General features: G+C 56.2%; 16 protein-coding genes. 5 read left to right on the plus strand and 11 right to left on the minus strand.

Going from position 1 to position 24,702, the window contains the following annotated elements; all coding sequences use genetic code 11:
• Window positions 1-94: 94 nt before the first annotated feature.
• On the minus strand, window positions 95-2,665 hold the full coding sequence (locus LKE08_RS07030; protein WP_324703497.1) for a CHAT domain-containing protein: 2,571 nt from the start codon (window positions 2,663-2,665) through the stop codon (window positions 95-97).
• A gap of 376 nt (window positions 2,666-3,041) precedes the next feature.
• Window positions 3,042-6,080: an S-layer family protein gene (locus LKE08_RS07035; RefSeq protein WP_324703498.1), complete on the minus strand. Its 3,039-nt coding sequence runs from the start codon at window positions 6,078-6,080 to the stop codon at window positions 3,042-3,044.
• A gap of 653 nt (window positions 6,081-6,733) precedes the next feature.
• On the opposite strand from LKE08_RS07035, the gene LKE08_RS07040 reads away from it, so the two are divergent.
• Window positions 6,734-8,203: an NF038122 family metalloprotease gene (locus tag LKE08_RS07040; protein WP_324703499.1), complete on the plus strand. Its 1,470-nt coding sequence runs from the start codon at window positions 6,734-6,736 to the stop codon at window positions 8,201-8,203.
• Between the two features lie 7 nt (window positions 8,204-8,210).
• Here LKE08_RS07040 and LKE08_RS07045 read toward each other — a convergent pair whose 3' ends face one another.
• Window positions 8,211-10,727 (minus strand): EAL domain-containing protein, encoded by a 2,517-nt coding sequence (locus tag LKE08_RS07045; protein ID WP_324703500.1) that lies wholly within the window; start codon window positions 10,725-10,727, stop codon window positions 8,211-8,213.
• A 233-nt stretch (window positions 10,728-10,960) separates the two neighbouring features.
• Between LKE08_RS07045 and LKE08_RS07050 the strand changes: the two genes are divergently transcribed.
• The gene (locus LKE08_RS07050; protein WP_324703501.1) at window positions 10,961-11,674 is read left to right on the plus strand and encodes a DUF928 domain-containing protein; all 714 of its coding nucleotides are present in this window, start codon (window positions 10,961-10,963) and stop codon (window positions 11,672-11,674) included.
• Window positions 11,675-11,738: 64 nt separating this feature from the next.
• Here LKE08_RS07050 and rlmB read toward each other — a convergent pair whose 3' ends face one another.
• From rlmB to carA, 4 genes are all read right to left on the minus strand, one after another.
• Entirely contained in the window at window positions 11,739-12,569 is an 831-nt protein-coding gene (rlmB, locus tag LKE08_RS07055; protein ID WP_324703502.1) for a 23S rRNA (guanosine(2251)-2'-O)-methyltransferase RlmB, read from the minus strand.
• Between the two features lie 256 nt (window positions 12,570-12,825).
• Window positions 12,826-13,176 carry a ribonuclease III domain-containing protein gene (locus LKE08_RS07060; protein WP_324703503.1) on the minus strand — a complete coding sequence of 117 codons (351 nt, stop codon included), beginning with the start codon at window positions 13,174-13,176 and terminating at the stop codon, window positions 12,826-12,828.
• Between the two features lie 156 nt (window positions 13,177-13,332).
• Entirely contained in the window at window positions 13,333-13,701 is a 369-nt protein-coding gene (locus LKE08_RS07065) for an STAS domain-containing protein (RefSeq protein WP_324703512.1), read from the minus strand.
• 152 nt (window positions 13,702-13,853) lie between these two features.
• Window positions 13,854-15,032, minus strand: coding sequence for a glutamine-hydrolyzing carbamoyl-phosphate synthase small subunit (gene carA / locus LKE08_RS07070; RefSeq protein ID WP_324703504.1), 1,179 nt, complete (start codon window positions 15,030-15,032; stop codon window positions 13,854-13,856).
• 664 nt (window positions 15,033-15,696) lie between these two features.
• On the opposite strand from carA, the gene LKE08_RS07075 reads away from it, so the two are divergent.
• Both LKE08_RS07075 and LKE08_RS07080 read left to right on the plus strand, forming a co-directional pair.
• On the plus strand, window positions 15,697-16,758 hold the full coding sequence (locus LKE08_RS07075) for a pentapeptide repeat-containing protein (RefSeq protein WP_324703505.1): 1,062 nt from the start codon (window positions 15,697-15,699) through the stop codon (window positions 16,756-16,758).
• A gap of 155 nt (window positions 16,759-16,913) precedes the next feature.
• Window positions 16,914-17,495: a retropepsin-like aspartic protease gene (locus LKE08_RS07080; RefSeq protein WP_324703506.1), complete on the plus strand. Its 582-nt coding sequence runs from the start codon at window positions 16,914-16,916 to the stop codon at window positions 17,493-17,495.
• A gap of 124 nt (window positions 17,496-17,619) precedes the next feature.
• On the opposite strand, the gene trpD is transcribed toward LKE08_RS07080, so the two are convergent.
• A complete protein-coding gene (trpD, locus tag LKE08_RS07085) occupies window positions 17,620-18,693 on the minus strand; it encodes an anthranilate phosphoribosyltransferase (protein ID WP_324703507.1) in 1,074 nt (357 codons plus the stop codon).
• 310 nt (window positions 18,694-19,003) lie between these two features.
• Here trpD and LKE08_RS07090 point away from each other — a divergent pair, with 310 nt between their 5' ends.
• Window positions 19,004-21,763 carry an FHA domain-containing protein gene (locus tag LKE08_RS07090; RefSeq protein WP_324703508.1) on the plus strand — a complete coding sequence of 920 codons (2,760 nt, stop codon included), beginning with the start codon at window positions 19,004-19,006 and terminating at the stop codon, window positions 21,761-21,763.
• Between the two features lie 272 nt (window positions 21,764-22,035).
• Here the strand turns inward: LKE08_RS07090 and LKE08_RS07095 are convergent, their stop codons facing one another.
• The 3 genes from LKE08_RS07095 to LKE08_RS07105 form a co-directional block, all read right to left on the minus strand.
• Window positions 22,036-23,160: a lipase gene (locus tag LKE08_RS07095; RefSeq protein WP_324703509.1), complete on the minus strand. Its 1,125-nt coding sequence runs from the start codon at window positions 23,158-23,160 to the stop codon at window positions 22,036-22,038.
• Between the two features lie 23 nt (window positions 23,161-23,183).
• Window positions 23,184-24,221: a DUF4105 domain-containing protein gene (locus LKE08_RS07100; RefSeq protein WP_324703510.1), complete on the minus strand. Its 1,038-nt coding sequence runs from the start codon at window positions 24,219-24,221 to the stop codon at window positions 23,184-23,186.
• A gap of 295 nt (window positions 24,222-24,516) precedes the next feature.
• Window positions 24,517-24,702: hypothetical protein (locus LKE08_RS07105; RefSeq protein ID WP_324703511.1), on the minus strand; the 186-nt coding region annotated here is incomplete at its 5' end.

Below are 24,702 nucleotides of genomic sequence, written 5' to 3' on the forward strand. Positions count from 1 at the left end.
AATTGGGGGGAGAATTGGGGGGAGAATTGGGGGGAGAATTGGGGGGAGAATTGGGGGAGAAGGGGGGATTTCTCCGATTTGAACGGGGCAAATATTACAGCCAATTACCGACTAAAATGTAGGGACTCCAGTAAAAGGGATGATCGTAGAATTCATTGTTCAGTAATTCCAGTTGAGCCGCCCTCAAAGCTTCCGCTTTGGTGAGGTTCTTTTGATTCAAAAATCGGTAGAATTGACTCATCAACTCGCTGGTCGCCTGGTCGTTCACCGACCACAGGGTTCCGACCGTGCTGCGGGCGCCCGCCCTGACGGCCATTCCCGCCAGTCCCAAAGCGGCGCGATCGTCTCCCGAAGCCGTCTGGCAGGCGCTGAGAACCAGCAGTTCGATCGGATTGCGACCGTCGAGGGTTTTTTCGGTCAATAAGGTATCCAATTCGAGAATGCTGATGCGGCTGTCCCAGGCCAGAATAAAGGTTTCGTCGAGTTGGGAACTAAATTGACCGTGGGTGGCAAAGTGAACGATGGGATAGCTGGAATATTCAAATTCTTGTCTGAGGGATGCGCTGGTAAATTCCTGATTAAGTAGAATCTTACTCGACGTTTCCGCTTTGAGAATTTCCATTTCTTCTTCGACGTAATCTAAGGGGCTGAACCCCTGCCGTTCTTCCGTGAGTCCGGCCGCCAAAATCTGTAAATCTAACTGTTGGATGGAGCGGGCAGAAAGGAGTTGTAAGCCAGGTGTGACGGCGATATTGTAGGTTTCGATCAGGTAGTTTTCCCCGTCATAAAGGGTCGCGATCGGAATATTTCGCAGGGGACCATCTGGAACCAATACCAAGGTTTTAATTTCTTCCGGATTGAGGGGGTCGGCGAAGGGGCGGATCAGCCAATCGTAGAGTTGTCGTCCGGGTTGGAAAAATTGGCGGCGGGAGCGGATCACCAAACCTTTGGAGAGTCGGTCGATCGCATTTTCGACTTCGGAACTGGCGACGGGAATGCGACGGTGAATGAGGGGGCCGCGGGATGTGCGGAGAATGACTTCCAGGCGATCGCTCAAAATAATCGGATAAATCACCGCCGCCCGGGAATCGATTTCGTCGATCTTTCGGGGTTCTGCCACCACGCAAGCCGCCTGAAAAAAGTTATCCAGTTCGGCAACTTGCAGGGACTCCATCACGTTGATGGCGGCTGCCAAATTGTCCTGGCTGACGGACTCTCCCGGTGCCGAGTCGAGCAACAAACTCGCCAATTCCCGATATACGGGTTCGATGCTATTTTGAAAGGAGAACTGAAATTCTCGGCCCAAAGCGGCGATATCTTCGCTGAGGGAACTCAACAGGGTGACGGCTTCGGAATAGGCTGCGATCGCCTCTTGTTTCTGTCCCTGCAGCCCTTTGATGCGCCCCAACTGCCACAGCCAGCGGTAGGCGATATCCGGGGCATTGATTCCCTGGCTCAAAATTAGGGCGTCTCGGGTGAGGCGTTCGGCGAGTTGCAATTGTCGGGTTTCCTCGTAGACGTTTGCCAAATAACCCAGGGCGTAGGCTTCCGCCCGCCGATCGCCCAGTGCGATCGCCTGTTGGGCGGCGGTACTATAAAGATCGAGAATCATTTCCCTGGACGAGTTCGGTTCCGTCGCCCGTTTCCACGCCGACATGGCTTGTCCCAAATTGAGGCGAGAATAAATGTTCCGGTGACTCGAAGGGAGGCGATCGAGGTTTGCCAGGGTTTCGGGCAACAATTCCGCCACCGCTTCCCAATCTTCGGCATTCACCAAAAGGTCTAGTCGAGCCAATTCGATCGCCACTTGCTGGTTGAGGTCGGGAGACAAAGCGAGGGCTTGTTGATAATAATCGAAAGCAGTCGAAGCATCTTGGAGCGATCGCGCCACATTTCCCAAACCCAGCAAAGCTGATATTTGTTCGGAATTTAATTCCAAATCCAAAGCCACTGCCAACCCCCGCTCCAAAACCTCTCGGGCATCATTGGGGCGACTCAGGGTATTGAGGAGATTTCCCAATCGAATTAAGACCGTCGCCTGCAGGGGGGAAAGTTCTCGTTCCTGTAGGTCGGTATTCACGTCGGTGAGCACTTGCAGGGAGCGGCGAAACAGTCCGAGTTGCTCTAAGGCGGTCGCCTGATTGATTCGAGCTTGCAATACGCCGTCTCGATTCCGACTCCGGGCGTAAAATTTTTGGGACAACTCCCAATTGGCGAGGGCTTCTTCCGCGTTTCCCGTCGCCAAATTTAATTTCCCCTGGGTATTCAACGCTTGAGCCCGAACCGATGTTCCCTGATTGCCCGAATTTTGTAGCCAATTCAAACTCTCCTGCGTCGCCTCCCTCGCCTCCCGCCACAATCCCAACTGTTGATAAGCCAAAGAAAGGTTGCTCAACACCCGCGCCCGAGAAATGGGATATCCCTCGGTTTCGTAGATAGTCGCCGCGGATTTCCAGATCGCGATCGCCCCTTCAAAATCCCCTAGTTCGTAGCGATCGCGCCCCTGCTGTTCCTGTCGCACCCCGTCCTCCACTTGGGCGACCACCTCCGTTTCCGCCCCCGCAATTTTGGCAGTGGCGGGCGATCGGATGCCATCCGACAGGAGGAGACTAGCCGACAAACCCAACAAAACTAAAAGGCTAACAATTGAAGGACGACTGTTCATAATTCAATTAATAATTAACAATTAATAATATCGAATCCGGTAAATACCCAGAAGTCAAAGCCAATTCCGGCTCCCCCCTTGAAAAGGTGGGCTGGGGGGGGATCGAGGGGGGGCGGGTAAATAACCGGATCTGATATATAGCAGTTTTCGATCCAATACGATACGGACGATCCCCCTAAATCCCCCTTGAACTCCCCCCTTACAAAGGGGGGGTAGGGGGGGATGGGGACTTTGAATTTGCCAGCGTACCTCACAGACTTGAAAATTGCTGTCATTAACAATATTCAGATATCGCGTCAATCTAACAATCCGCAACGCAAACAAAAACGACTTATCCTTCACAACATTATCTTTCATAATTATCAATTATCAATGATTAATTGTTAATTGTTCGACATTGAGGAGCCAGCCAGGGGATGGAGACGGGTTGACCGGAGGCGTGGGCGACTAGGATAACTTTACCATCGGGATGGACGACCCATCCTCGGGCTTCGACGGGAGGAGCAATAGAAGTCTTGGGGGGCGATGCTTCGGTGTTGCGGGTTGTGACGGAATCTCGTTCTTCTAATGCAATTTCGCCCAAGTCTTCTAATGGTGTCTGAAAACTAGAAACGTCGGACGGGTTGGGGGGCAGGCCGCCCCGGCCGGTGATGATGAATCGGTTGTCGGCAAATCCGGGAACCTGGCGGCAGTCTTGGGCGACGAGTCGGGTGGGGTCGATGGGGCGATCGGGCAGATCCGCCAAACCCTGATTCGGGTCGGTGTCGGGGTTGTTGACGGTGACGACCCCATCCACCCCGAAGGCGGAACTGACGGTCATATCGCTCAGGGGGGTGGGTTGTTCTCGGAATTCGATGCCGAAAATCCCCTCGGCGGTGACATCGATGTTGCCCCCCCGGCCGAAAAAGGCGTTGGCGGTGATATCGCTATTTTCCTGGGGGAGGGCGAAGAGATACTGGGTGACGATATCGATGTTGCCGCCATTTCCCCGGCTGCTGGCCAGCCCCGCCGTTGCTGAGATGGTACTGCCGCGGCGCAATTCCAGGGTATCTCCCACCTGGAGGTTGAGATTTCCCCCGTCGTCCGAGGCGGTTTCGGCGGTGATAGTCGCGCCGCGGTCCAAGTTTAAATTGGGGGTGGCGACACTGATATTTCCCCCCGAACCCAAACTGCGACCTTCGGCAAAGATACCGCTGCGGAAAAAGCCGTCGGCGGAGGTTCCGGTCAGTTCTACCTGTTCGGAAGCGCTGACGGTGACGGTGCCCCCCCGGCCGAGGTTTTGGCTGGAGGCGGAGATACGGGCGCCGTCGGAGATTTGCAGTTGTCCGGTTCGGACTCGGATGTTGCCCGCCCGGGCTGTCCCTTCCCCGGGGCGATCGGGGGTTCCGGTGGAGGTGAATAATCCGCTGGGACTTTGGGTGTCGGCGGAGATGCCGGCGAGTCGAACCGATTCCGAAATCACGTCGATGGTTCCCCCGGGAGCTTCGCCGAGGGTTGCTGCGGCGATCTGCGCCCCGCCGCCGACTCGGAGTTCTCCGGTTTGGAGGGTAATGTTGCCCCCGCTTCCGAGTCCTCCGGTGGCGCTGGAAATGGTCGCCCCGTCCCCTTGTAGGTTCAATTGATTGGTATTGAGGACGATGTTGCCACCCCGACCGGTTGCTTCGGGTTCGACTTGACTCAATAAGCCCGTACTGATTTGATCAGGCTGGAGATTTCCCTGGATGTCGATGCGATCGCGGGCGGTGATGGAAATGGTTCCGGAAGGAGCTCCCGAACCCCCGTCCGCCGTGCTGGTATTGATTCGGGCGCGATCGCGGATTTGCAACACTTCCGTTTCGATGGCGACATCACCGCCTTTAGCCGTACTTCCCGGTTCCACTCGGGTCGTGATGCTGCTGGGCGTGCCTTCGCGGGAAACGCCCTCTATATTAATTTCCGTTGCCGAGATCCGCACGTTCCCCTGGAGTCCAGATGTTGAGGTGGAAGTGGATGTGGCGATTCCGGCTCCGCCTTGGATGTTGAGTTGTCCCGTATTGACAACAATATTGCCGGGAGTCCCTCCGGCACCGGTTTCTGTAATCAAACGGCCGAGATTGCCCCGCAATTCGATCGCCTCGGAGACATTGACGGTGAGATTCCCGGTATCGCCGCCGCCCAAACTGTTGGCGCCGATCTGGGAATTGTTGACCCCCAACCGCCGCGCTTCGATGGTGACATCTCCCCCCTGCCCCGATCCTCGGGTTTCCGTTCCCATCAGCGCGAAGTTATCGACTTGGAGGAGATCGGTTACAACTGCCAAATTTCCGCCCCGTCCGATTCCTTCCGTTTCCGCCGCCACCTGGGTGGGGGTGGGTGGGGTGTCGGGGGGACTTCCCGGCGGAGGCAACAATCCGTTGCGGACGTTCACCGTTTCCCCTCGGAGACGAATATTTCCCCCCGCGACCGGACCCGAGGTGATGGTTTGGACGGCCGAGCCATTTTCAATTGTCAAAACGCGATCGGCGTGGAGGGTGATGTCGCCCCCCGGTTGAGTTGCCATCGGGGAGGGCGCGACGAAGATTCCGGAATTGTCGATCGCGATCGTATTTCCCCGCAGTTGAATATTTCCCCCCCCATTCGGTCCGCTGGCATCGAGCAAAGCCTCCTGGAGTCGAATCGCCTGTAAATTCTGCCCAGGTGCATACCGGAACTCAAATCCCTGGGGATGGGGCGTCAAAGCCACGCGCCCCCCGCCGCCGACGCTCCCCACCTCAATGCGTCCGTCCGGCGCCGCCAATGCCGCCCCCTGCAACGTGACATTTCCCCCCACCAGGGCGAACGTATTGCCCTGGGGAATCCGGTCGGGCGGCCCGGGCAATCCCGCCCCCCGGACTAAAATCGGGCCGGGATTTTGTCCGAACTGGAGTCCGAGGGGGACGTTGACTCTCAACAGGGGCGGTTGGGGATTCGTCGCGCTGAACTCCCCGCCATTGTCGAAAACCAGGCTATCTGCGGTGGTGGCGACGAAGGCGCCCCCGACATTCAAACTGGCGTTGGGGCCGAAAACGATCCCGTTGGGGTTGAGGAGAAATAGATTGAAATTGGGCGAACCCCCCGCGGCTTCGATGAATCCTTCGATCGCTGAAATTGAGGAACCCGTCACCCGGCCGATGACGTTTTGAATGGCGGGATTGTCGTTGAAAAAGACCGCCCCCCCGACTTCGGGAACGGAAAATTCCCGAAAACTGTGGAAGAGGTTCGGTCCGGCTTCCGTTCCCCCGGTGATGCCGTAGATGTCGGGTTCGAGGGGGACGACGACGGTGTTGTTGGGAGTCAGGGTGCTGTCGGCTTGGATGGGTTGGCCGTGGGCGGGGATGGCCGACAGCAGGCAGGATGATAACACCCCGAACACCAGGCGAGTCGTAGAGTTCGGCATTCGAGATTGTCCTCCCTTGAATTCGTCGGGCATGGGATTCGCATTGAATTCTAAAGGGAAGTATATCAAAAAAGAATAGCCGTCTGACTTCGAGAGTCCGGAAAGCGATCGCCCCCTTCGGATGCCGAAAACCGGAATGTCAGGGTTGATATCGCAGTTCGCGGCTCCGGCATCCGCCGTTTTTGAAGCTTTGATGAAGAATCCTTCTGTTCCATAAGGTTACGGTAAAAACTCTGGATTTTTACGGAAAATTGCGGTTTTTTTATGTCACTAATATCGAAATTTTTATCATTTTTAAAAATCGGGTTAAATTGTTAAATTTTCGCCCGATATGGGGTGCGCTGGCCTGGTGACACGCGGGGAATGATCAATCTCCCTACTCCCGATTCCCTTTGATAAGTTTTGTAACTATAGGAGCGCGTACTGCTATATATAGCAATGATCGCTCGTGTGTTTACATTTCTGTTTGGGGGGCAGGACTCGAAACTTCCATGTAAAGGCGGTTTCTATTCCCTACACCCGTTGCCCTGAGCGCAGTCGAAGGGCTACACCCTACACCCGCGCGTAGCGCTATATGGGGTGCGGATCGACCTTTTTTTTATCTACAATAAAGAAGTAAAACCAGTTATTAACCGTAACAAACGTTATCCAGAATGAGCCAACTAAAACCGAAGATCCAATTGAAAAAGATACCGTTACATCTGCTTTGTGTCGTTTCGGGTATCGCCCTGGCCGCCCCGGTGCGGGCCGCAACTTTCAACTTCATGCACGATTTCGGAACCTCTCCGGAAATTGTTGACGCTTTCGATCGCGCCGGCGACATTTGGTCTTCCATCCTCTACGATGATGTCGAGGTCAACATCTTCGTCAAGTACGACCAGATGGCGAGCGATACGGTGTTGGGGGGGGCCCGTCCCGAGATGGTGGAAGTCGGCTACAACCAATATCTGAATCACACCTTCCGGGATATCACCTCGGAAGACGATCTGAGGGCGTTCAAAAATTTGCAGTTCGACGCGGACGACACCGGGATCGCGACGATCCTCGACCGGTTCGGCTTGGCGGATATCTCCCAACTCACCCTCAGCCAAGTTCTCAGGCTGAACCGGGAGGCGATCGCATTGAGTACCGAAACCTTCGGAATGTTGCGCGATCGCACCGACGGCAGCGGAACCGTCCTCGACGACAACGGCAACGCCAACAACCGCACCATCTGGCTGACAAGGGCTAACGCCAAAGCCCTGGGACTGATGCCCGGTTACGATAACACCGTCGCCTTCGACTCCGAGATCGCCATAAACAGCAACGTTCTGAGCAACTCGGACATTTGGGATTTCTCCCGGGTCTACAATAATAATGTCGCGATCGCCAACGGCAAACTCGACTTCATGAGCGTCGCCCTCCACGAAATCGGCCACTCCCTCGGCTTCGTGAGCGGTATCGACACCGCCAATATGCTGTACATGATGGCTGAGAGCGGCGAGGGGGCGCCCGTTCAGGAAACCGACCTCACGTATGTCAGCACCCTGGATCTGTTCCGCCACTCCGAAACCAGCCGAGAGGCCAACGTATTTGACTGGACCTGCGGCACCGGGAAGTATTTTTCCCTGGACGGGGGGGCAACCAACCTGGGGAACTTTGCCGGCGGCGTGAGCGCCAGGGGGGACGGCTACCAAACGAGCCACTGGCAAAAACAGGACAATTCCCTGGGAATCATGCACCCCACCCTCCAAAAAGGTCAAATCCTGGATATCAGCGCCATCGATCGCCAATTGCTGGACGTGACGGGGTGGGATTTGGATTTGTCGAACCTGAGTCGCGGCAATGGCCCGAATCGGACGACGCAAGGCAAGCGGGGAACCGACACCCTGATGAGTTGGATGAGCAGTTGGTGGAATAGTTGGACAACTGGTAGTTGGGGTCCCTGGTGGATGGAATTCGATGGGGACAATAAACCGACTCAGTATTACTCGACCCTTGATGATGCGATCGCCCAACCTTCGGCAGAGTCCGCGAGCGGTGAAGCGGTGTCCGTACCGGAACCGACCTCGGTGATGGGACTCCTCGGTTTGGGAGCTTTGGGCCTCGGTGCCCTGCACAAGCGCCACAGCCGACAGTCGTAACCGATTCTCAGGGACATGGGGAATCATGGATGCGAGTCAACAGTTCTTCTACGGCGGTGACGGGTAAAGGTTTTGAGAAATAGTATCCTTGTCCGTATTCGCAGTTCAGGGTCCGAAGAACTTTAACATTTTGCTCTGTTTCGATTCCTTCGGCGACCACATCCATCTTCAGATTGTGTCCGAGCATGATAATGGTTTTGACAATATCGGTATTTTCCCGGCTCTCGTCCATGCGGCGGATAAAAGATTGATCGACTTTCAGGGTATCCATCGGGAAGCGGTGCAGGTAACTCAGGGAGGAGTAACCGGTTCCGAAATCGTCCATGCTGAGTTTGATTCCCAGGGTTTTTAATTGTTCCAACAGTGCGATCGCCTCATCTACGTCGTCCATAATCGTACTTTCGGTAATTTCCAATTTGATAGACTCGCGGTTGACACCGCTGCGGTCGAGGATGCGATCGACGCACCCCACCAAGTTAGCCTGGGAGAGTTGGCGGGTGGAAAGATTGATGCTCAAAACGAAAGGGGGAATTCGGGGATATTTTTCGTGCCATGCGGCGAGCTGGCCGCACCCCTCTTCCAGAATCCACTCCCCCAAGGGAATAATTAACCCGGTGTCTTCGGAAAGGGGGATAAATTCTCCCGGGGAGACGAATCCCCGTTTGGGGGAGATCCAGCGCACCAGGGCTTCAAATCCGACGATCTGCTCCGTTCTCAGGTCGATGATGGGTTGGTAATGGAGCTGAAATTCCCGGTTTTTGATAGCCTCTCTCAAATCCGACTCCAACTCCAACTGCTGCAGAGCCCGGGTGTGCATGGTGGAGATAAAGACTTCGTAGCGGCCGTGACCGGACGCTTTGGCTCGATACATGGCGGTGTGGGCATCCCGCAGCAGGTCTGGGGCCGCCAATTCTTTCGAGCGGGGGCTGCAGGCGATGCCGATGCTGGCGGTGGTGTAGGTTTCCTGGCCGTCGAGATCGAAGGGGGCGGCGAGGGTTTTTTGCACCCGGTGGGCCACGGCGATCGCCTCCTCGCTATTTTCTACGCCGGAGATGAGAATCGCGAATTCGTCTCCCCCCACCCGGGCCAAAAAGGTTTGGGGGGGCAGGCAGGTTTTGAGACGCCGGCTCGTCGAGAGGATCAGGCGATCGCCGATGTGATGTCCGAATCCCTCGTTGATGATTCGGAAGCGATCGAGGTCTAAAAACAACAGGGCGATTTGGGCGGTTTCGGCGGTTTCGGTGCGGCTCAGGCGCCGGATCTGTTGGGTGAGCAGGGTCCGGTTGGGCAAATCCGTCAGCGGGTCGTAGGACAGGCTGTAGAGGACTTTGTAGGCTAGGACGATGCCGGCGGTGGCCGCCAAGCCCAGGGCGGGAGGAACCAGGGGAATCCAGCCCGTTTGCGTGAACGCGAAAAAGCAAATCACCCACAGGGCGATCGCACTCGCCCCCCCCAACAATGCCAGGGACAGGGGGCGATCGAACCGCATCGCCAAACTTCCCCCTAGAACCGACCAACCCCACAACCACAAGATCTCGGCCCACTGCGGCCAGAACCAAAACAGGGATTTTCCGTCCAGGACGACATCCAGAATTTGGCTCGCCATCTGGGCGTGGATCAAGACCCCCGGCATCCTGTAATCGTCCGTCTTCGCGGGGCTGTAGGGGGTGGGATAGAGATCTTTCAAACTCGGGGCGGTCGTACCGACCAAAATGGCTTTGTCCCGAATCCACTCGGAGTCAAAATTCCCTTCCAACAGTTCGGTTAGCGTGATGATGCGGGCGATCTGTTCGGAGCGGTAGTCGATCAAAATTTGTCGCCCTTTGACTTCCGAGGCGGGCAGTTCGTAGCCACCGGCGTTGTCTTTCAGGGTGGGAAAGGTGGTGTTGCCGAGTTGGAGAAAGTCCGCTCCGAGGAGGATGGGGACGGGGCGATCGAGCCGGGATTCCAGGTATTTTTGGCTGACTTTCAACGCGAATGAGTAAAGTTTTTCTCCCTTGTATTCGACGTACATCAGGTTGCGGCGGACCGCATTGTCGAAGTCGATCGCCAGGTCGTTGAAACCAATTTTTTCGGGCCGGACCGATGGGGGGGGCCCGACGACGCCGACCTGTTCGATGGCGATGGCGTTGTCGGCTTTCAACTGTTCGACCAACTCGAAGTGTCCGGGGGGTTGGGGGACGTCGCGGTACAGGTCTAAACCGATCACTCTCGGTTGATAGCCCTGTAGTTTAGCTAGAGCCCGGGCGATGGTGCGATCGGGCAACGGCCAGGTCTGCTCGGCTCGGATATCGGCTTCCGTGATGGCGACGACCGTCAACCGGGGGTCGGGGTCGCCGTCGCCGTGCAGCCGCACCATGCGATCAAAGGCCTGCAATTCCACCGACTCGAGGATGCTAAAGGAGCGAATCACCCAGATGGCGGAGGTACTCAACAGGCTGGCCAGCAAGACGGTGGCGACTTGCTTCGTCGAAAGGTTGCCGACATTTTCTCGCCGATGACGGTTGCCCGAAGTATCCGGCAACAGAGATCTAATCTTGACTAAAACTTGAGCAAACACGGCTATTATTGAAGGATTTTGCAAAAATTAGAACGGTCGCACCTCCGGGTCTCCCTCCGGATTGACCGGACATCAATTCCGATCAATTGTGTTCGCCTTCTCTATCTTCATGTTCCGTAATTTTACTGATTTGGGAGAGCAAAGCGCTTTGATATAATTAATCTGACAGTGAATCAGGGATAAATTCGGTTAAGCCTATGTTATTCAACCCCATATGGAAAGCCGCCGCCGCCCCCATCGGTGTCATCTCGTTGCTGACCCTGTTTCTGGCACTCCCGGGCGCCGAATCTGTTCGAGCCGACGACGACATACCCGGTCGGCGGGCGGGTGGCGGAACCCGCAGCGGCAACCCGAGTTGTACCTTCAATCGAACCCCTTTGATGGCGGTCGTACCGGAAACGGCGACGGGGTTGACGGCTCAAAGTTCTCCGACGCTTTATTTCTATTTACCTCCGATGGAGGCGAAACAGGTGGCGGAGTTTGTACTGCTCGACGGCACTGATGACGCGATCGTTTATGAGGAGACCCTGCACATCGGAGAAAAATCGGGGATTATCGGTGTGACGATTCCTTCAAATCGGACGGATTTCGAGCTAAAAACCGATCGCGATTACCAGTGGTATTTTTCGATTGTCTGCGATCCGGAAGACCGCTCCGGAGATGTGGTCGTCGAAGGCAGAATTCGGCGGACTGATTTGGAGCCGACTCTGGTCACTCAGTTGAATCAAAAAACGCCGTTGGAGCAAGTAGACCTGTATTTGAAAGCCGAACTTTGGTACGATGCCCTGTCAATCTTGGCGCAATTACAGCCCGATCGCGGTGACGATCCGGCGGTGTCGGCGGCTTGGAACCAATTACTCCAATCGGTCGATTTGGGAGTGTTGGCCCGAGAACCGGTTCTCCGACCTTAAGTTGAGTTTAGCAAACTTATTGGAGAGTTCCCCGACTGCGGGATAGTGCGATCGCGCCTCAATCTCAATCCGCACCCCGTTGGCGAAACAGCTCGTACAGGGCCATGCCGGTGGCGACGGAGACGTTCAAGCTCGGGGTCGCCCCCCGCAGGGGAATGGAAACGAGGAGGTCGCAGTTTTGGGCGATGCCTCGGCTGAGTCCCTCCCCTTCGCTCCCCGCCACCAGCACGGCGGCACCGGTCAAATTGACGGTGTGCAGGGGCGGGTACTCTCCCGCTGCGGTGCCGTAGACCCAAAATCCTGCCGATTTCAGTTCCGTCAGTGCCCGGTTGAGATTGACGACCCGGGCGACCGGAAAGGTTTCCAAGGCGCCTGCGGCCACTTTCATGACGGTGGCGTTCACCCCCACGGCCCGCCGCTGGGGCAGGATCAAACCTTGGGTCCCCATCGCTTCTGCTGTCCGCACGATCGCCCCGAGGTTGTGGGGGTCGGTCACGCCGTCCACGGCTACCAGCACGGGTTGGGAAGTGGCGGATTGGGCCCGGGCGATCAGGGTTTCCAAATCCCAATATCGGTAGGGGGTGACTTGGGCGGCGATGCCCTGGTGGTTGGCCCCCCGGGTGATTTGGTCGAGGCGTTGGTGGCTGGCGCCATCGATGATCGCGCCCCGGGCTTTGGCTTCTTGCAGCAGGGGTTGGAAGCGGGTGTCGGACCGCAGTTGGGAGATCGCCCAGATTCGATTCAGGGAGCGCCGATTTTCCAAGGCCGCCAGGACGGTGTGGCGCCCGTAGATGAGATCGTCCTCGGGGATGTCGCCGGCAGGGCGGCGGGGCCGGGAGGGGGCGGATTGGCCCCGGTTTTCGGAGGGGCGGCGGGAAGGTGGGCGGGGTGTCATAAGTCAATAGTCAATAGTCAATAGTCAATAGTCAACAGTCAACAGTCAACAGTCAACAGTCAACAGTCAACGATATAGCGCGGCGCGCGGTCCTCGAGAATCGAGACTCGGGAGTCGGGACAACTCAAAGCCCCTTAAAAATACCTTTTGATTCCGAAAAATCTCCCTCTTCTCCCGGTCGCTTCCTCTGCTTCCTCTGCTCCCTCGGCCATTTTTTGGGGGAAAATGAAACGGCCCGGGTTTAACGGGGAGGCTCTCAATCGATTTCGAGGTCGAGGTGGCCGAGAAGTTCTTCTAGGCGGGGGCGGTCGGTCAAGTACAGGTAGCCCAACAGGGCCTCCAGGCTCGTCGCTTTCTGGTAGGTTTCCGCGTCGATGCGTTTCGGGCGGCGGAACGTCGCGTTGCGGCCGAGCCTGACGATTTCGAGTTCGGCGGGGGTGAGGTGGGATGCGAGGGCGTCCAGGTGGCGGGCCTGACTTTCGGCCCGGACTTGGTTGACCACCTGGCGGTGATACAGTTGCGATCGCTTCGGGGGCATCAGGTAGAACCGACGCACATACAATTCGTAGACGGCATCTCCCAAATAGGCCCAGGATGCAGGTGACAACTGCCGAACCTGCTCCGGGGTCAAGGTCGCATCCGAGAATCCCCTCAAATCCGACATCGGCACCAGGCCCCCCCGAACTCCGTCGCGCACGCAGAACCGACGGGGAGCCTTCTCCTCGTCGGCGTGCTGACAAAAAGCTGAGTCAACCCGTCCAGCTTAACCGTCTTTGACATTCTCCACGGCCACTTGAACTGAAGGCTGCAGAGATAGAAATTTTTCCAAGCGAACCAGTTTCACGGTTTGGGTTACGCGAGGATTAGAAACAATTTGTAAAGTTCCCCCGTTAGTCTGGGCTTTTTTGACGAGTTGTACCAGAGCGCCCAAACCGGAACTGTCTACAAAGTCTATCTGGGACAAGTCCAACACGATGTGTTTGGGTCCATTGTCGATACACTTGGACATCTCCTTCCGGAATTTACCTTCTGAGAAGGCGTCCAGCAATCCGGTCAGACGAAATAGTTGATAATTCTCTTGAACGTCTCGAGTCCCTCTGAGGCTAACGGTCAGGTTTAGTTGCTCAGGAATAGCCCCCTCCTAACTTGATAGCACGTATACTGCCTCACCAGTATAGTTTTTTTTGCGGCAATTGTCTAGAATCAGTCCGTGGCGAAATGGATTCTGGGGGAAGGGCGCAAGGGGGCGGCGCAGGTGGGGAGCCGCCCCCATTTGGCTCGGACTCAAGACTCCGAACTGACGGCTTTGCTTTTGCTGTTTTCCATTTCTTGGATGAAACGCTCGAACAGGTAGTCGGCATCGTGGGGGCCGGGGCTGGCTTCCGGGTGGTATTGGACGGAAAACAGGGGCAGGGACTTGTGTTTCAATCCGGCCACGGTGCGATCGTTGAGGTTGAGGTGGGTAATTTCCACCCCGTCCGACAGGGAGTCGGCGTCGATGGCGAACCCGTGGTTTTGGCTGGTGATTTCCACCTGGCGCTTCAGGCCGGCGGGTTGATTTAACCCCCGGTGGCCGAACTTGAGTTTGAAGGTTTTGGCGCCGAGGGAGAGGCCGAGAATTTGGTGGCCCATGCAGATGCCGAAGACGGGTTTGTTGCTTTGCACCAACTGTTGGGCGGTGGCGATGCCCTCGGTCACGGCTGCCGGGTCGCCGGGGCCGTTGGAGAGGAAAATGCCGTCGGGTTCGTATTTGAGGATGTCTTCGGGGGGGGTGTCGGCGGGGACGACGATGACGCGACAGCCGTAGCTGGCGAGGCGGCGGAGGATGTTGCGCTTGACGCCGAAATCGATCGCGACGACGGTGTAGCGGGGTGTGGCGGGTTGGTTCTCGTCTGGGGATTGGAGGCTGGGGCTGAATTCCCAGACGGTTTCCGTCGGGTCGGACCACTCGTAGACTTCGGGGGTGGTGACTTCCTTAACCAAGTTGAGTCCGTCCATACTCGGCGCCTGCTGGACTCGGGACAACAACTCGCCCGGATCGAGGATTTCGGTGGAGATGCCGCCGTTCATGGCCCCAACGGTGCGGAGTTTGCGGGTCAGGGCGCGGGTGTCGATGCCGTAGATGCCGGGGATGTGGTGTTGTTTGAGATAGTCCGAGAGGGATTGTGTCGATCGCCAGTTACTCGGGCGGGTGCAGATGTTGCGGGCGATCGCGCCGAGTACCTGGGGCCGGGAGGATTCTTCGTCTTCTGGGTTGACCCCGGTGTTCCCCAATTCGGGATAGGTGAACGTCACGATCTGGCCGCAGTAGCTGGGATCGGTGAGCACTTCCTGGTAGCCCGTCATTCCGGTGTTGAACACCACTTCGCCGACGACCGTACCGGGGGCGCCGAAGGACCAACCGCGATAGGCGGTGCCATCGACGAGAACGAGCAGAGCCGGTTGAGCAGAGATAAGCGACATGAAACCCAATTGCTATTGCTTTGTGAAAATACTCCATCATTTTGCCAGACAACGGACGAGAGCGGCGATCGACTCGCGGCTCCTGTTGTCGTCGCATGACAATTTTTGCCCCGTGGCCTTCCCGACGGACGGATCATTTTCCGATCACGGCGATTATGTGATCGCGGACACAACATAATTATTAAATTTTTATTAAATCAACAGAGAGGCGGAAGGAGGAGCGATCGATTTTGATAGAAAAATTGAAAATTTCCTTAAATTTTGGAATTCCATCTTGTGGAGTATGGCGATCGCCCGTAGGGGTGCTACACTTGACCTAAATTTTTGTATGGAATCTCAACCAATAGCTGTTATCGGACTTAGAACAGTTCTAACTCAATTCCAACCGATTCGGGCGATCGCGAGCCCCTCAATTAGCCGTCATCATTCTGACATCTCAGCACCTCAGAATTGGGAGTCCCAACTGTCTGCAACATTCGATGCCCATCGGTACGGTACGGAATTCGGGGGGACAGTCCGATCCGCTCTCGACGGCGAGAGATACGCATCAAATGATGGTGTCAATCCCGACCCCAAATCGTCCCGCGACAACCGGCGGGCAAGCGACATCTTTGGTGCGATGTGACTCCCGTAAACTTGCCCAATTGACAACACGGTTCAAGCTATGGATGCCAGAGAACTGAATGCCGCAGAACGACTAGACCAATATATTTCTGGGGACAGAAACTTCAGAGGTGTCCACCTGTCCAGAAATCTCCTGGACGCCGATGCCAACGGGGGAAATTCCATCTCGGCTGTAGAGTGGGGAGTCCTGCAACTCGGCGAGAGGATACGACGGGTCGGCATCGATTTCGGCAACGCCGACCTGGCCGGCACCCACCGGGGTTGGGCTAATCTCACCCGGGCGAACTTGGAAGGCGCGAACTTGAGCGGCACCAACCTGAGTGGAGCCGACCTCAGCGACGCGAACCTGCGGCGGGCCGATTTGAGTGAGGCTGACCTCCGGAATATCAACCTGAGTCGGGCCAACCTTTCCGAGTGCAACATGGCTCGGGCGCTCCTCACCGATGCCAAGCTGGCTGAAGCGAATCTGAGTCGGGTCAACCTGGCGAAAACCAATACCGGCGCCAACCTGATGGAAGCCGACCTGCGGGGCGCCAATCTGAATCGAGCCAATTTGCGCGGTGCCAACCTGACGGGCGCCTACCTGAATTCGGCCACCCTGGTGGAGGCGGACCTTCACCAGGCGAACCTGACGGGCGCCAACCTCAGCCGTGGGAACTTGAGCAAAACCTATTTGCGGGGGATCTGTCTCAAGGGGACCTGTCTGACTCAGGTGAATTTCAGCGGGGCGGACTTGGCGGGGGTGGACTTGAGCCAAAAGTTGCTGACGGGTATCAACTTCGCTGGCGCTTATTTGAGCGGGGCGACCTTTGCGGGTGCGCTGTTGATGGAAGCCCAACTCAATTCCGCCAACTTGAAGGCCGCGAATTTCAAAAAAGCCTGTTTGATCGCCGCCGACCTACAGCAGGCCAATTTGGAGCGGGTCGATTTTCGGGAAGCCAATTTGACGGGCGCCAATTTGACGGGCGCCAATTTGACGGACGCCGACCTGCGAGACGCGAATCTGCGCTCGGCGAACTTGACTGGAATTCAATTCAAAGGTGTACGGCTGGCCGGGGCCGTCCTTCCCAACGGAAAAGTTTGCCGACCCCCAAAACGATGAGCGTCCGGGCTGTTTTTTGACGGCAAACGGAGGCGGGCGGCACTGGGCAGGCATCGGCTAAAATTGAATCAGAATAGCGATGCCCAAACCCGCACCTCGAAACAGGTGGGGGTCAAAGAGCGATCGCGGCCATCACTCTCATGCCAAACCCCGCCATGAACGCTCAATCTCATTTACCGCTCCGGGTGCTGAGTGTCCCTATCGCCCTGAGTTTGTCCCTGTTGGGGATCTCCGGCGCGATCGCCCAGGAGCATCCCGGCTGTTTCGCCCAGACGGAATCGGGCCGGGTGATCAATCTCGATGAGATCTGCAACTTTCCGGAAATGGAAACTCCCCTACCCGGTACGGCGGCTCTGCCGGGGGAGACGGGGGTGTTTCAAGCCCAGATTCTGCGCCGCCAGGCGGGAATTCCCGTGATTCAGGTCGTTTTCAACGGCCGTCAACCCTTCGAGATGATGGTCGATACGGGGGCCAGCGGCACGGTGATCACCCCGATCATGGCCGAAGTGTTGGGTGTGATTCCGACGGGGCGGGGCTTGGCTGACACCCCCAGCCAAAGGGGGGTGGAATTCGAGGTCGGTTTGGTGGATTCGATCGAAGTCGGGGGGGCGACGGCTAACAATATCGCCGTCGCGATCGCCCCCGCTTTGGATGTGGGACTGTTGGGACAGGACTTTTTCGGCGAGTACGATGTCACGATCAAGGAGGATGTCGTCGAGTTCCGTACCCGAGGGTAGGGAGTAGGGAGTAGGGAGTAGGGAGTAGGGAGTAGGGAATCGTTTTTTGACTTTTGACTCTTCATTTCTCACTCCTCCCCGAGAGGAATCTAAAATCTAAAATCTAAAATCCCCATCCGCCCATTTATCCTTTTAAGAATTGCACCAATTCCTGCAATTTTGACCAGGCGGCTCCGCTGTCGAGGATGTCGCGGGCGAGGGCGAAGCCTTTTTGGTGGGCGAGAAGGGGGACGGCCCCGGCGACCTGGAGGGCGAGGGAGGCGTTGAGGGCGACGGCATCCCGTTGGGCGGGGGTGCCTTGGCCTTGCAGGACTCGGGTCAGAATTTCCATATTTTCGGAGAGTTCTCCGCCTTTGAGGGCGGCGAGGGGGGCGGGTTCGATGCCGCATTCTTCGGGATGGAGGAGCGATCGCTTCACTTGCCCTCCCGAGAGGATCGCCAAATCGGTGGCATCGCCCAAACCCGCCTCGTCCAGGCCTTCCCGGCCGTGTACGACGATCGCCGTCTCCATGCCCAGGTGTCCCAGAGCGGCTGCGATCGCGTCCAAAACGGTGGGGTCAAATACGCCGATGACTTGGGCTTTCGGACGCAGGGGATTCACCAGGGGCCCGAGCAGGTTGAACACCGTCCGTACCTTCAGGGTTCGCCGCATCGGGGCCACGGCTTTCATCGCCGGATGCCAGCCCGGGGCGAATAGGAAGGTGATGCCCACCGCATCGAGGGCGGCGCTCACCTGTTCCGGGTGGGCGGTCAAATTCACGCCCAACCCCTCCAAAACGTCGGCCGAACCCACTTTGCTGGAGGCGGAGCGGTTGCCGTGCTTGGCGACTGGAACCCCGGCGGCGGCGGCGACGAAGGCGACGGCGGTGGAAATGTTGAAGGTGGAGGCCCCATCTCCCCCGGTTCCGCAGGTGTCGATGGTGGGATATTGAAATTGGGCGGACGTTTCCGGGGGGGACGGGAGGCTTTCGGAGAGGGACTGGGCTTGCAATACGGAGGCCATGCCCGCCAGTTCTTCCCCGGAGATGCCTTTGGTTTGCAGGGCGATCAAAATGGCCCCCGAGAGGACCGGGGGTATGGACTCACTCAACCATCCTTCCATCAACATCGAGGCTTGGGTGGTGGAGAGGGACTGATGTTCGAGCAGTTGTTGGAGAAGTTCTGACCAGATCTCGGTACCTGTAGCAGGGTGGCTCATGGGGAAGCAGGTAGAAGTTGGGATGTGAATTTTTCGATCTTATCATTCGGGCAGGTCGGAAGGAAGTGCGATCGGTGGTGGTGTCCAGCTCGTCTTTTTTGAGGGTTCAATCTCTCGGTCGGGGGTCGAACCGACAGCAAATTTTAAAAATGATTAAGTTTAAGAGGCGAGGGAAAGATTCGGAATTATGATTGGTAATGTCAGTACCCAGGTCAATAGTTTCGGTTCTTTTGTGGTCAAAATACCGGGGTGAAGCGGACTTGTCTCGCTTCCCGATTTTTACTATTTTCAGCTCCACGGGTGAAGTCCAATGAGTATTTTAAAACCCAGTGCAAGGCTCGAAATTCGAGGGAGTACATCGGTTCGAGAATTTCCCCTCGACGGCGAGCCGACATCGATCGGGCGATCGCCTGACAATATGATCGTGATCGACGATCCGAGCGTTTCCCGACATCACGCCCAAATTCAAGCGGAGGGCGATCGCTACCTGATCGTCGATCTCGGCAGCACCCTCGGCACCGAGGTGAACGCTGTCAAAATTTCCCCCCATTCTCCCCATCCTTTGGTGGACTGTGACATCATCCAGATCGGAAATACCCAATTAAAATTTGGCCTCACTTCTCTGGCGACGGCCCCCACCCAAGTCTCCGCTTCCGCCGAGGAAGACGCCACGGAGGTCGTCTCCCAACTTCCAGAAAAACAAGGGACATTGCTCAGTTGTGTTCTCGACTTGCGGGGGCGAGATCTCCTCACTATCGGCCGGGATGAGAGCAATGATACGGTGGTCAACCACCCCTCCGTCTCCCGCCACCACGCCCAGATCGCCCGCCAAAATGGTTCGTTTATCCTGACGGACTTGAATTCGACTAACGGCACTTTTGTCAACGGCAAACCCGTCACCGGCGATCGCACTTTGATGGTGGGGGACACCATTCGCATCGGGCCCTGTCGCTTCACGTTCAACGTCGATGAAACCCTCGTCCAAGTCAACGAAGAGGGCAACCTCCGCCTCGATGCCCTGCACCTCAACAAACAGGTGTCCAAAGAGGTCAACCTGCTCAACGATATCTCCCTGTCCGTCCAAGCCCGGGAATTTGTGGTGGTGGCGGGGGTGAGCGGCGGGGGAAAATCGACCCTCCTCGACGCCCTCAACGGCTTCCGTCCGGCGACGGGGGGCCGGGTGTTGGTGAACGGGGAGGATCTGTACAAAAATTACAACGCCTACCGCACGGAAATTGGCTACGTCCCCCAAAAGGATATCGTCCACATGGAGTTGACGGTCGCCCAGGCCCTCGACTACGCGGCTCAGTTGCGGATGCCTGCGGATACGACGGTGGCGGAACGCCGGAAGCGGGTGGATGAAGTCCTGCAGGAACTCGGCCTGTCCCACCGCCGGGATGTCGCCGTCAAAGCCCTGAGTGGCGGGCAACTGAAGCGGGTGTCTATCGGGGTGGAGTTGCTGACGAAGCCGAGTTTGTTCTTTTTGGATGAGGCGACGTCGGGACTCGATCCGGGGACGGAAGCGGATATCATGAACCTGCTGCGGAACCTGGCGGACCAGGGCCGGACGGTGCTGTTGATCACCCACGCCACGGACAACGTGATGCTGTGTAATATGGTGGTGTTTTTGGGGGCTGGGGGCCGGGTGGCCTATTTCGGCCCGCCCCAGGAGGCGCTGGATTATTTCGGGGTGCAGCGTTTTAATGAAATTTATCACAAGGTGGAACGGGAGCGATCGCCCGAGGAATGGCAGCAGGATTATCTCAATTCTTCCCAGTACCAAAGATTCGTGGCGCAACGACAGCAGTCGTTGGACGTTCAACAGTCGGAAACGAGTCGCACCCGCCCGTCCAAACAGGCTCCCGCTGCCCAGTTGAAGCGGGTGTCGGGTTGGCGTCAGTTTTTAATTCTCTCTAAGCGGAATTGGGCGATTTTCATGCGCGATCGCGCCAGTTTGATTTTGATGTTGGCGATCGCGCCGATTCTGGGGATACTGGATTTATTGACCTGGAATTCCGAGATGTTCGACACCACGGAGGGTGACTTCGGCCAGGTGATTACCATGTTATTCGTCACCGCTTTGGTGGCGGTGATGGTGGGCAGCATCGCCACGATGCGGGAAATCGTCAAAGAGGCGGATATTTATCGCCGGGAACGCACCATCGGCTTGCAGATTTTGCCCTATATTTTGTCGAAGGTTTGGATCGCGTTGATCTTCGCGTTATATCAGGCGGCGATCTTCCTGATCTTCAAGTTGTTTGCCATCAATATTCCCGGAGACATTTCCGTTTACGGGGCGATGTACGTCACCTTGCTGTTGGCAACGATGTCGGGGATGGTGATGGGATTGTTGGTGTCGGCGATTTCGCCGAACCAAAATATCGCCCCGCTTTTGACCATTATATTTTTGGTCCCTCAAATCACGTTCGGCGGGGGGATGTTGCCTATCAATACCTTCGGTTTGCCGGGGAAAATGATCAACAATTTGACGCTGACAAAATGGCCGTTTGAAGCTCTGGTCACGATTACGGGGGCGGGACAAGATGTGGCGGCGGATGCCTGCTGGCAGTTGTCCGAAGCGGAACGGGATGCCCTGACGGAGGAACAAAAACAGGATTGCTCCTGCTTCGGCCCGAGCTTGTTTAAGGAATGTAATTTCCCCGGCATTTTGTCGAAGTACAATCCGGCCGTAGATGAAGATCAACCGCCCAAACCGGAAGATCCGGGGGACCCGCCGGAACAGCCGACCCGACCGGATACCCAGTCCTATGAAGCCCAGGAGGAGTATGAGGAGGAGATGGACCAGTATCAAGCGGATATGGAGGCTTATCAGGAGCGGGTGGACGAGTACAAAACGGCGATCGACGAGTGGCAGGATCAGTATGGAGATTGGCGGGGAAATTATGAGGGGGCTTTGGGCGAGGCGGAAGGTACGATCGAGCGGTTTAACCGGGATTACGGCTCTATGTTTGACGTGAATGTTGGCAAATATTGGGGGATTAATCTGGGCTTTATCGGCGCGATGTTCGCCTTTTTAGTGGTGGTTCAAAAGCGCAAAGATGTGATTTGATTTAAAGTTGAGGAAACCCCCCCGGCTTCCCTTTTTTGGAGGGGTTTGATGGCGATGGTAAATAATTGTCTCGCCCCCAAACCCCCAATTCTGGGGGCTTTCTTGCCCCCAAACCCCCAATTCTGGGGGCTTTCTTGCCCCCAAACCCCCAATTCTGGGGGCTTTCTCGCCCCCAAACCCCCAATTCTGGGGGCTTTCTTGCCCCCAAACCCCCAATTCTGGGGGCTTTGAAACGGCAAATTTTTGGCTTTTTTCGGTATCATCAGATTTTTTTACCACAGGGGGCGATCGCCCTGACCCGAGCGATATCGTTGGTAGTAATAGCGATAGCTGTGGGTGTGGATGGCGACTCGTTCTTGGAGGATTTCTCGGGCTAAATTGAGGGCATCGGAGGTGAGGTTTTCCGAGGGGGAAGTTTGTCGCCGTTGTTCCAGGATGAGTAACTGTTGTTTCAGTTGGTTGAGGCGATCGCTGGCTGGGGCGTGAATCAATTTTCCGAAGGGAACGTAACCCAAGGTATCGTAGATGGGTTTCATTGGGGAACCGTCTTCATAGATCAACATATCTCCTCCGGTTTCGACGCGGGTAATGTTGGGAATTAGATCGGGATATTGGGTGATAAAATCTGATGTGGCGACGGGTCCAGAACCGAAGACGATCGCCTGTATATTTTGAGGAGAAACTCCCGCATCTACTAACAGGGCGGCGTAGAGGATGGCACATCCCCCCAAGCTGTGCCCCGTCACCAACACTTCTACGTCCGTTTGGGGGTCGGCTTGGAGTCGCAAAATGTCCGCGATCGCCGTTTGGGAGGTTTCGTCCTGGAAAACTGAAGCCGCATAATCCCGAAATCCCCGGTGAATTAACACGCCGGCATCGCGGTAGAGATGTTCGGGTAAGGCGGACAGGGCGGCGGCGATATCGTTGGGATCTTCCAACTTCGGGTAAACCCCTTTAAATGCGATGAAAAATTTCGCTTTTTGTCGGCCTTGGGATTCGCTATTTTGGGGACGGATGAAAACGGCATAGCCTCCGAACACCTGATCTGCTTCGACGATGAAAAAATCCGACAGTTTCAGGCGTTTGTTGACGACTTGAACGGCGTTCGGTTCGGTTCCGTACAGTTGGGCGATCGCGCCGATTATGGATTGATATTTGGCTCGATTATGGGTGATTTCGCCGTCAAATAATTCGTAAATTAAATCCGTGGTGAGGTGGGCGGCTTTTCCGATGGTTTCACAGTCTGCGGTCGGCCCCGACCTGCAGATCGCCTCGAATTCGGGCGATTGAATGGCGGGAACCGCGCCGATTTCTTGCGATCGCGAGGAAATAGCCGGATAAAAAAGGAAAATTCCGGCGATTAAAATTGAGGATAAAGATAGAGATTTGGGTCGCATCGGTGGGTTTTATCTGTCCTTCACTACCACAGCCGTTGTCCGGCGTTCAACTCCTGATTGAGATCGGCGATCGTCGGCCCCAGAAGGCCGCGGCGTTTCAGGGCGTTGTGGGAAATGGTGGGGATGTGGTCTTGCAAAAATTGCCACTGGGTTTCATCTAAAGTATCGGCTAAAAATTGGGCGATTTCTTCTGGATCTAACGTGCCATTTGCGATCAACATCGAGATCTGATCTCCGGTGGGGGCGTTGATGAAAATTTCCTCGATATCCGAGTTGGCGGGCGGGTTGTAGCCGGTGGTTCGATCTAAGAGTCGGAAGACTTCGCTGGTACAGTTGCGATCAAAAGAATGGTACATCCGACTGAGTCCGGCTCGCTCACTTTCGGCGATCGCATTCAGGAGTAATTGGTGATTTTGAGCGGGTGTCAAATTGAGCTGGATCTGTTCGACGCGGTGGCCGTCAACTTGGATCATGCGTTGGGCTCTCGCTTCCAAAGAAACCAAGCGGTAGGCGATCGCGAAGTTGTCAAAAAATCCGGCAACTAAATCGAAATTACCCCCCACAACTGGGACGGCTTCCACCGACAAAACCAAGTCGGAAATTTGGGTGGGAGACTCCCCAGAATTGGGAACTTGGGGAATTAAAATGACTTCCGAACCGGGAGAAAAGCGAAACCGAAGCTGGGCGTGGGCGGCAAAAATCGGATGTTCGAGTTGGTAGATGACGGTTTCTACCCCGTCGGCGGGAATTTGAGCCACCCAAAACCGATCGCGGTGGCTGACGTTCGCCACGGCGATCGCTTGGGGAGGGATGCCATATTCGGCGGCTTCGGCGGGGGAGAGGCGGCGAACCGATCGCTGCTGGCAGGAGTTGATACACTGTCCTTGGTAGGTTCCCCGCGGCATTTTGGGTTTGGGATCGAAGCGATCGCCGGGGTGACATCCACAGTCCGAACCGGGAACCATCGGCTCCGCTTTCGCCACTTCCGATCCCCCGGAAGCCAGTAGGAGAACTGACGCGAATGCCAGCAACTTGATCCCGATGATTGGGCGATCGTTCATGGTGACAGCCTCCCGGTAGACTGTTTTAATTATACCTGCAAAAGGGGCAGTTTTTTTGATTTTTTCAAATTGTTAATTTTCCTAAATTATTTCAAATATTTTGGGCGAGGAAGTTGAACGGCGATCGCCTACTTACCTTAACCCGTTCGGGGGAAGCTGGGGATGGTGGGACGGCCTAAAATCGGGGCAAGTGTTTAAATAAATTCATGTTATGTTTTACAAATCTTCTCATTCCGTCCATCAAGTCGCGATGTCTTTGGGGTTGGGCTACCTCTTCACGGTGCTGGGCTTAATGTTATGCCTTCATGTCGTCCAGAATGGCGTACAGCCCGAAAATTCGAGGGCTTTTGATATCGAAATGCGAAATCGGTGATGCCTGCAGTCCGACGATGAAAATTGTCGGCCCCCCAAACCCCCAATTCTGGGGGCTCGGAAAATTGTCTGGCCCCCAAACCCCCAATTCTGGGGGCTCGGAAAATTG

Source organism: Lyngbya sp. CCY1209 (assembly GCF_035615495.1).
Lineage (GTDB): Bacteria > Cyanobacteriota > Cyanobacteriia > Cyanobacteriales > Microcoleaceae > Limnospira.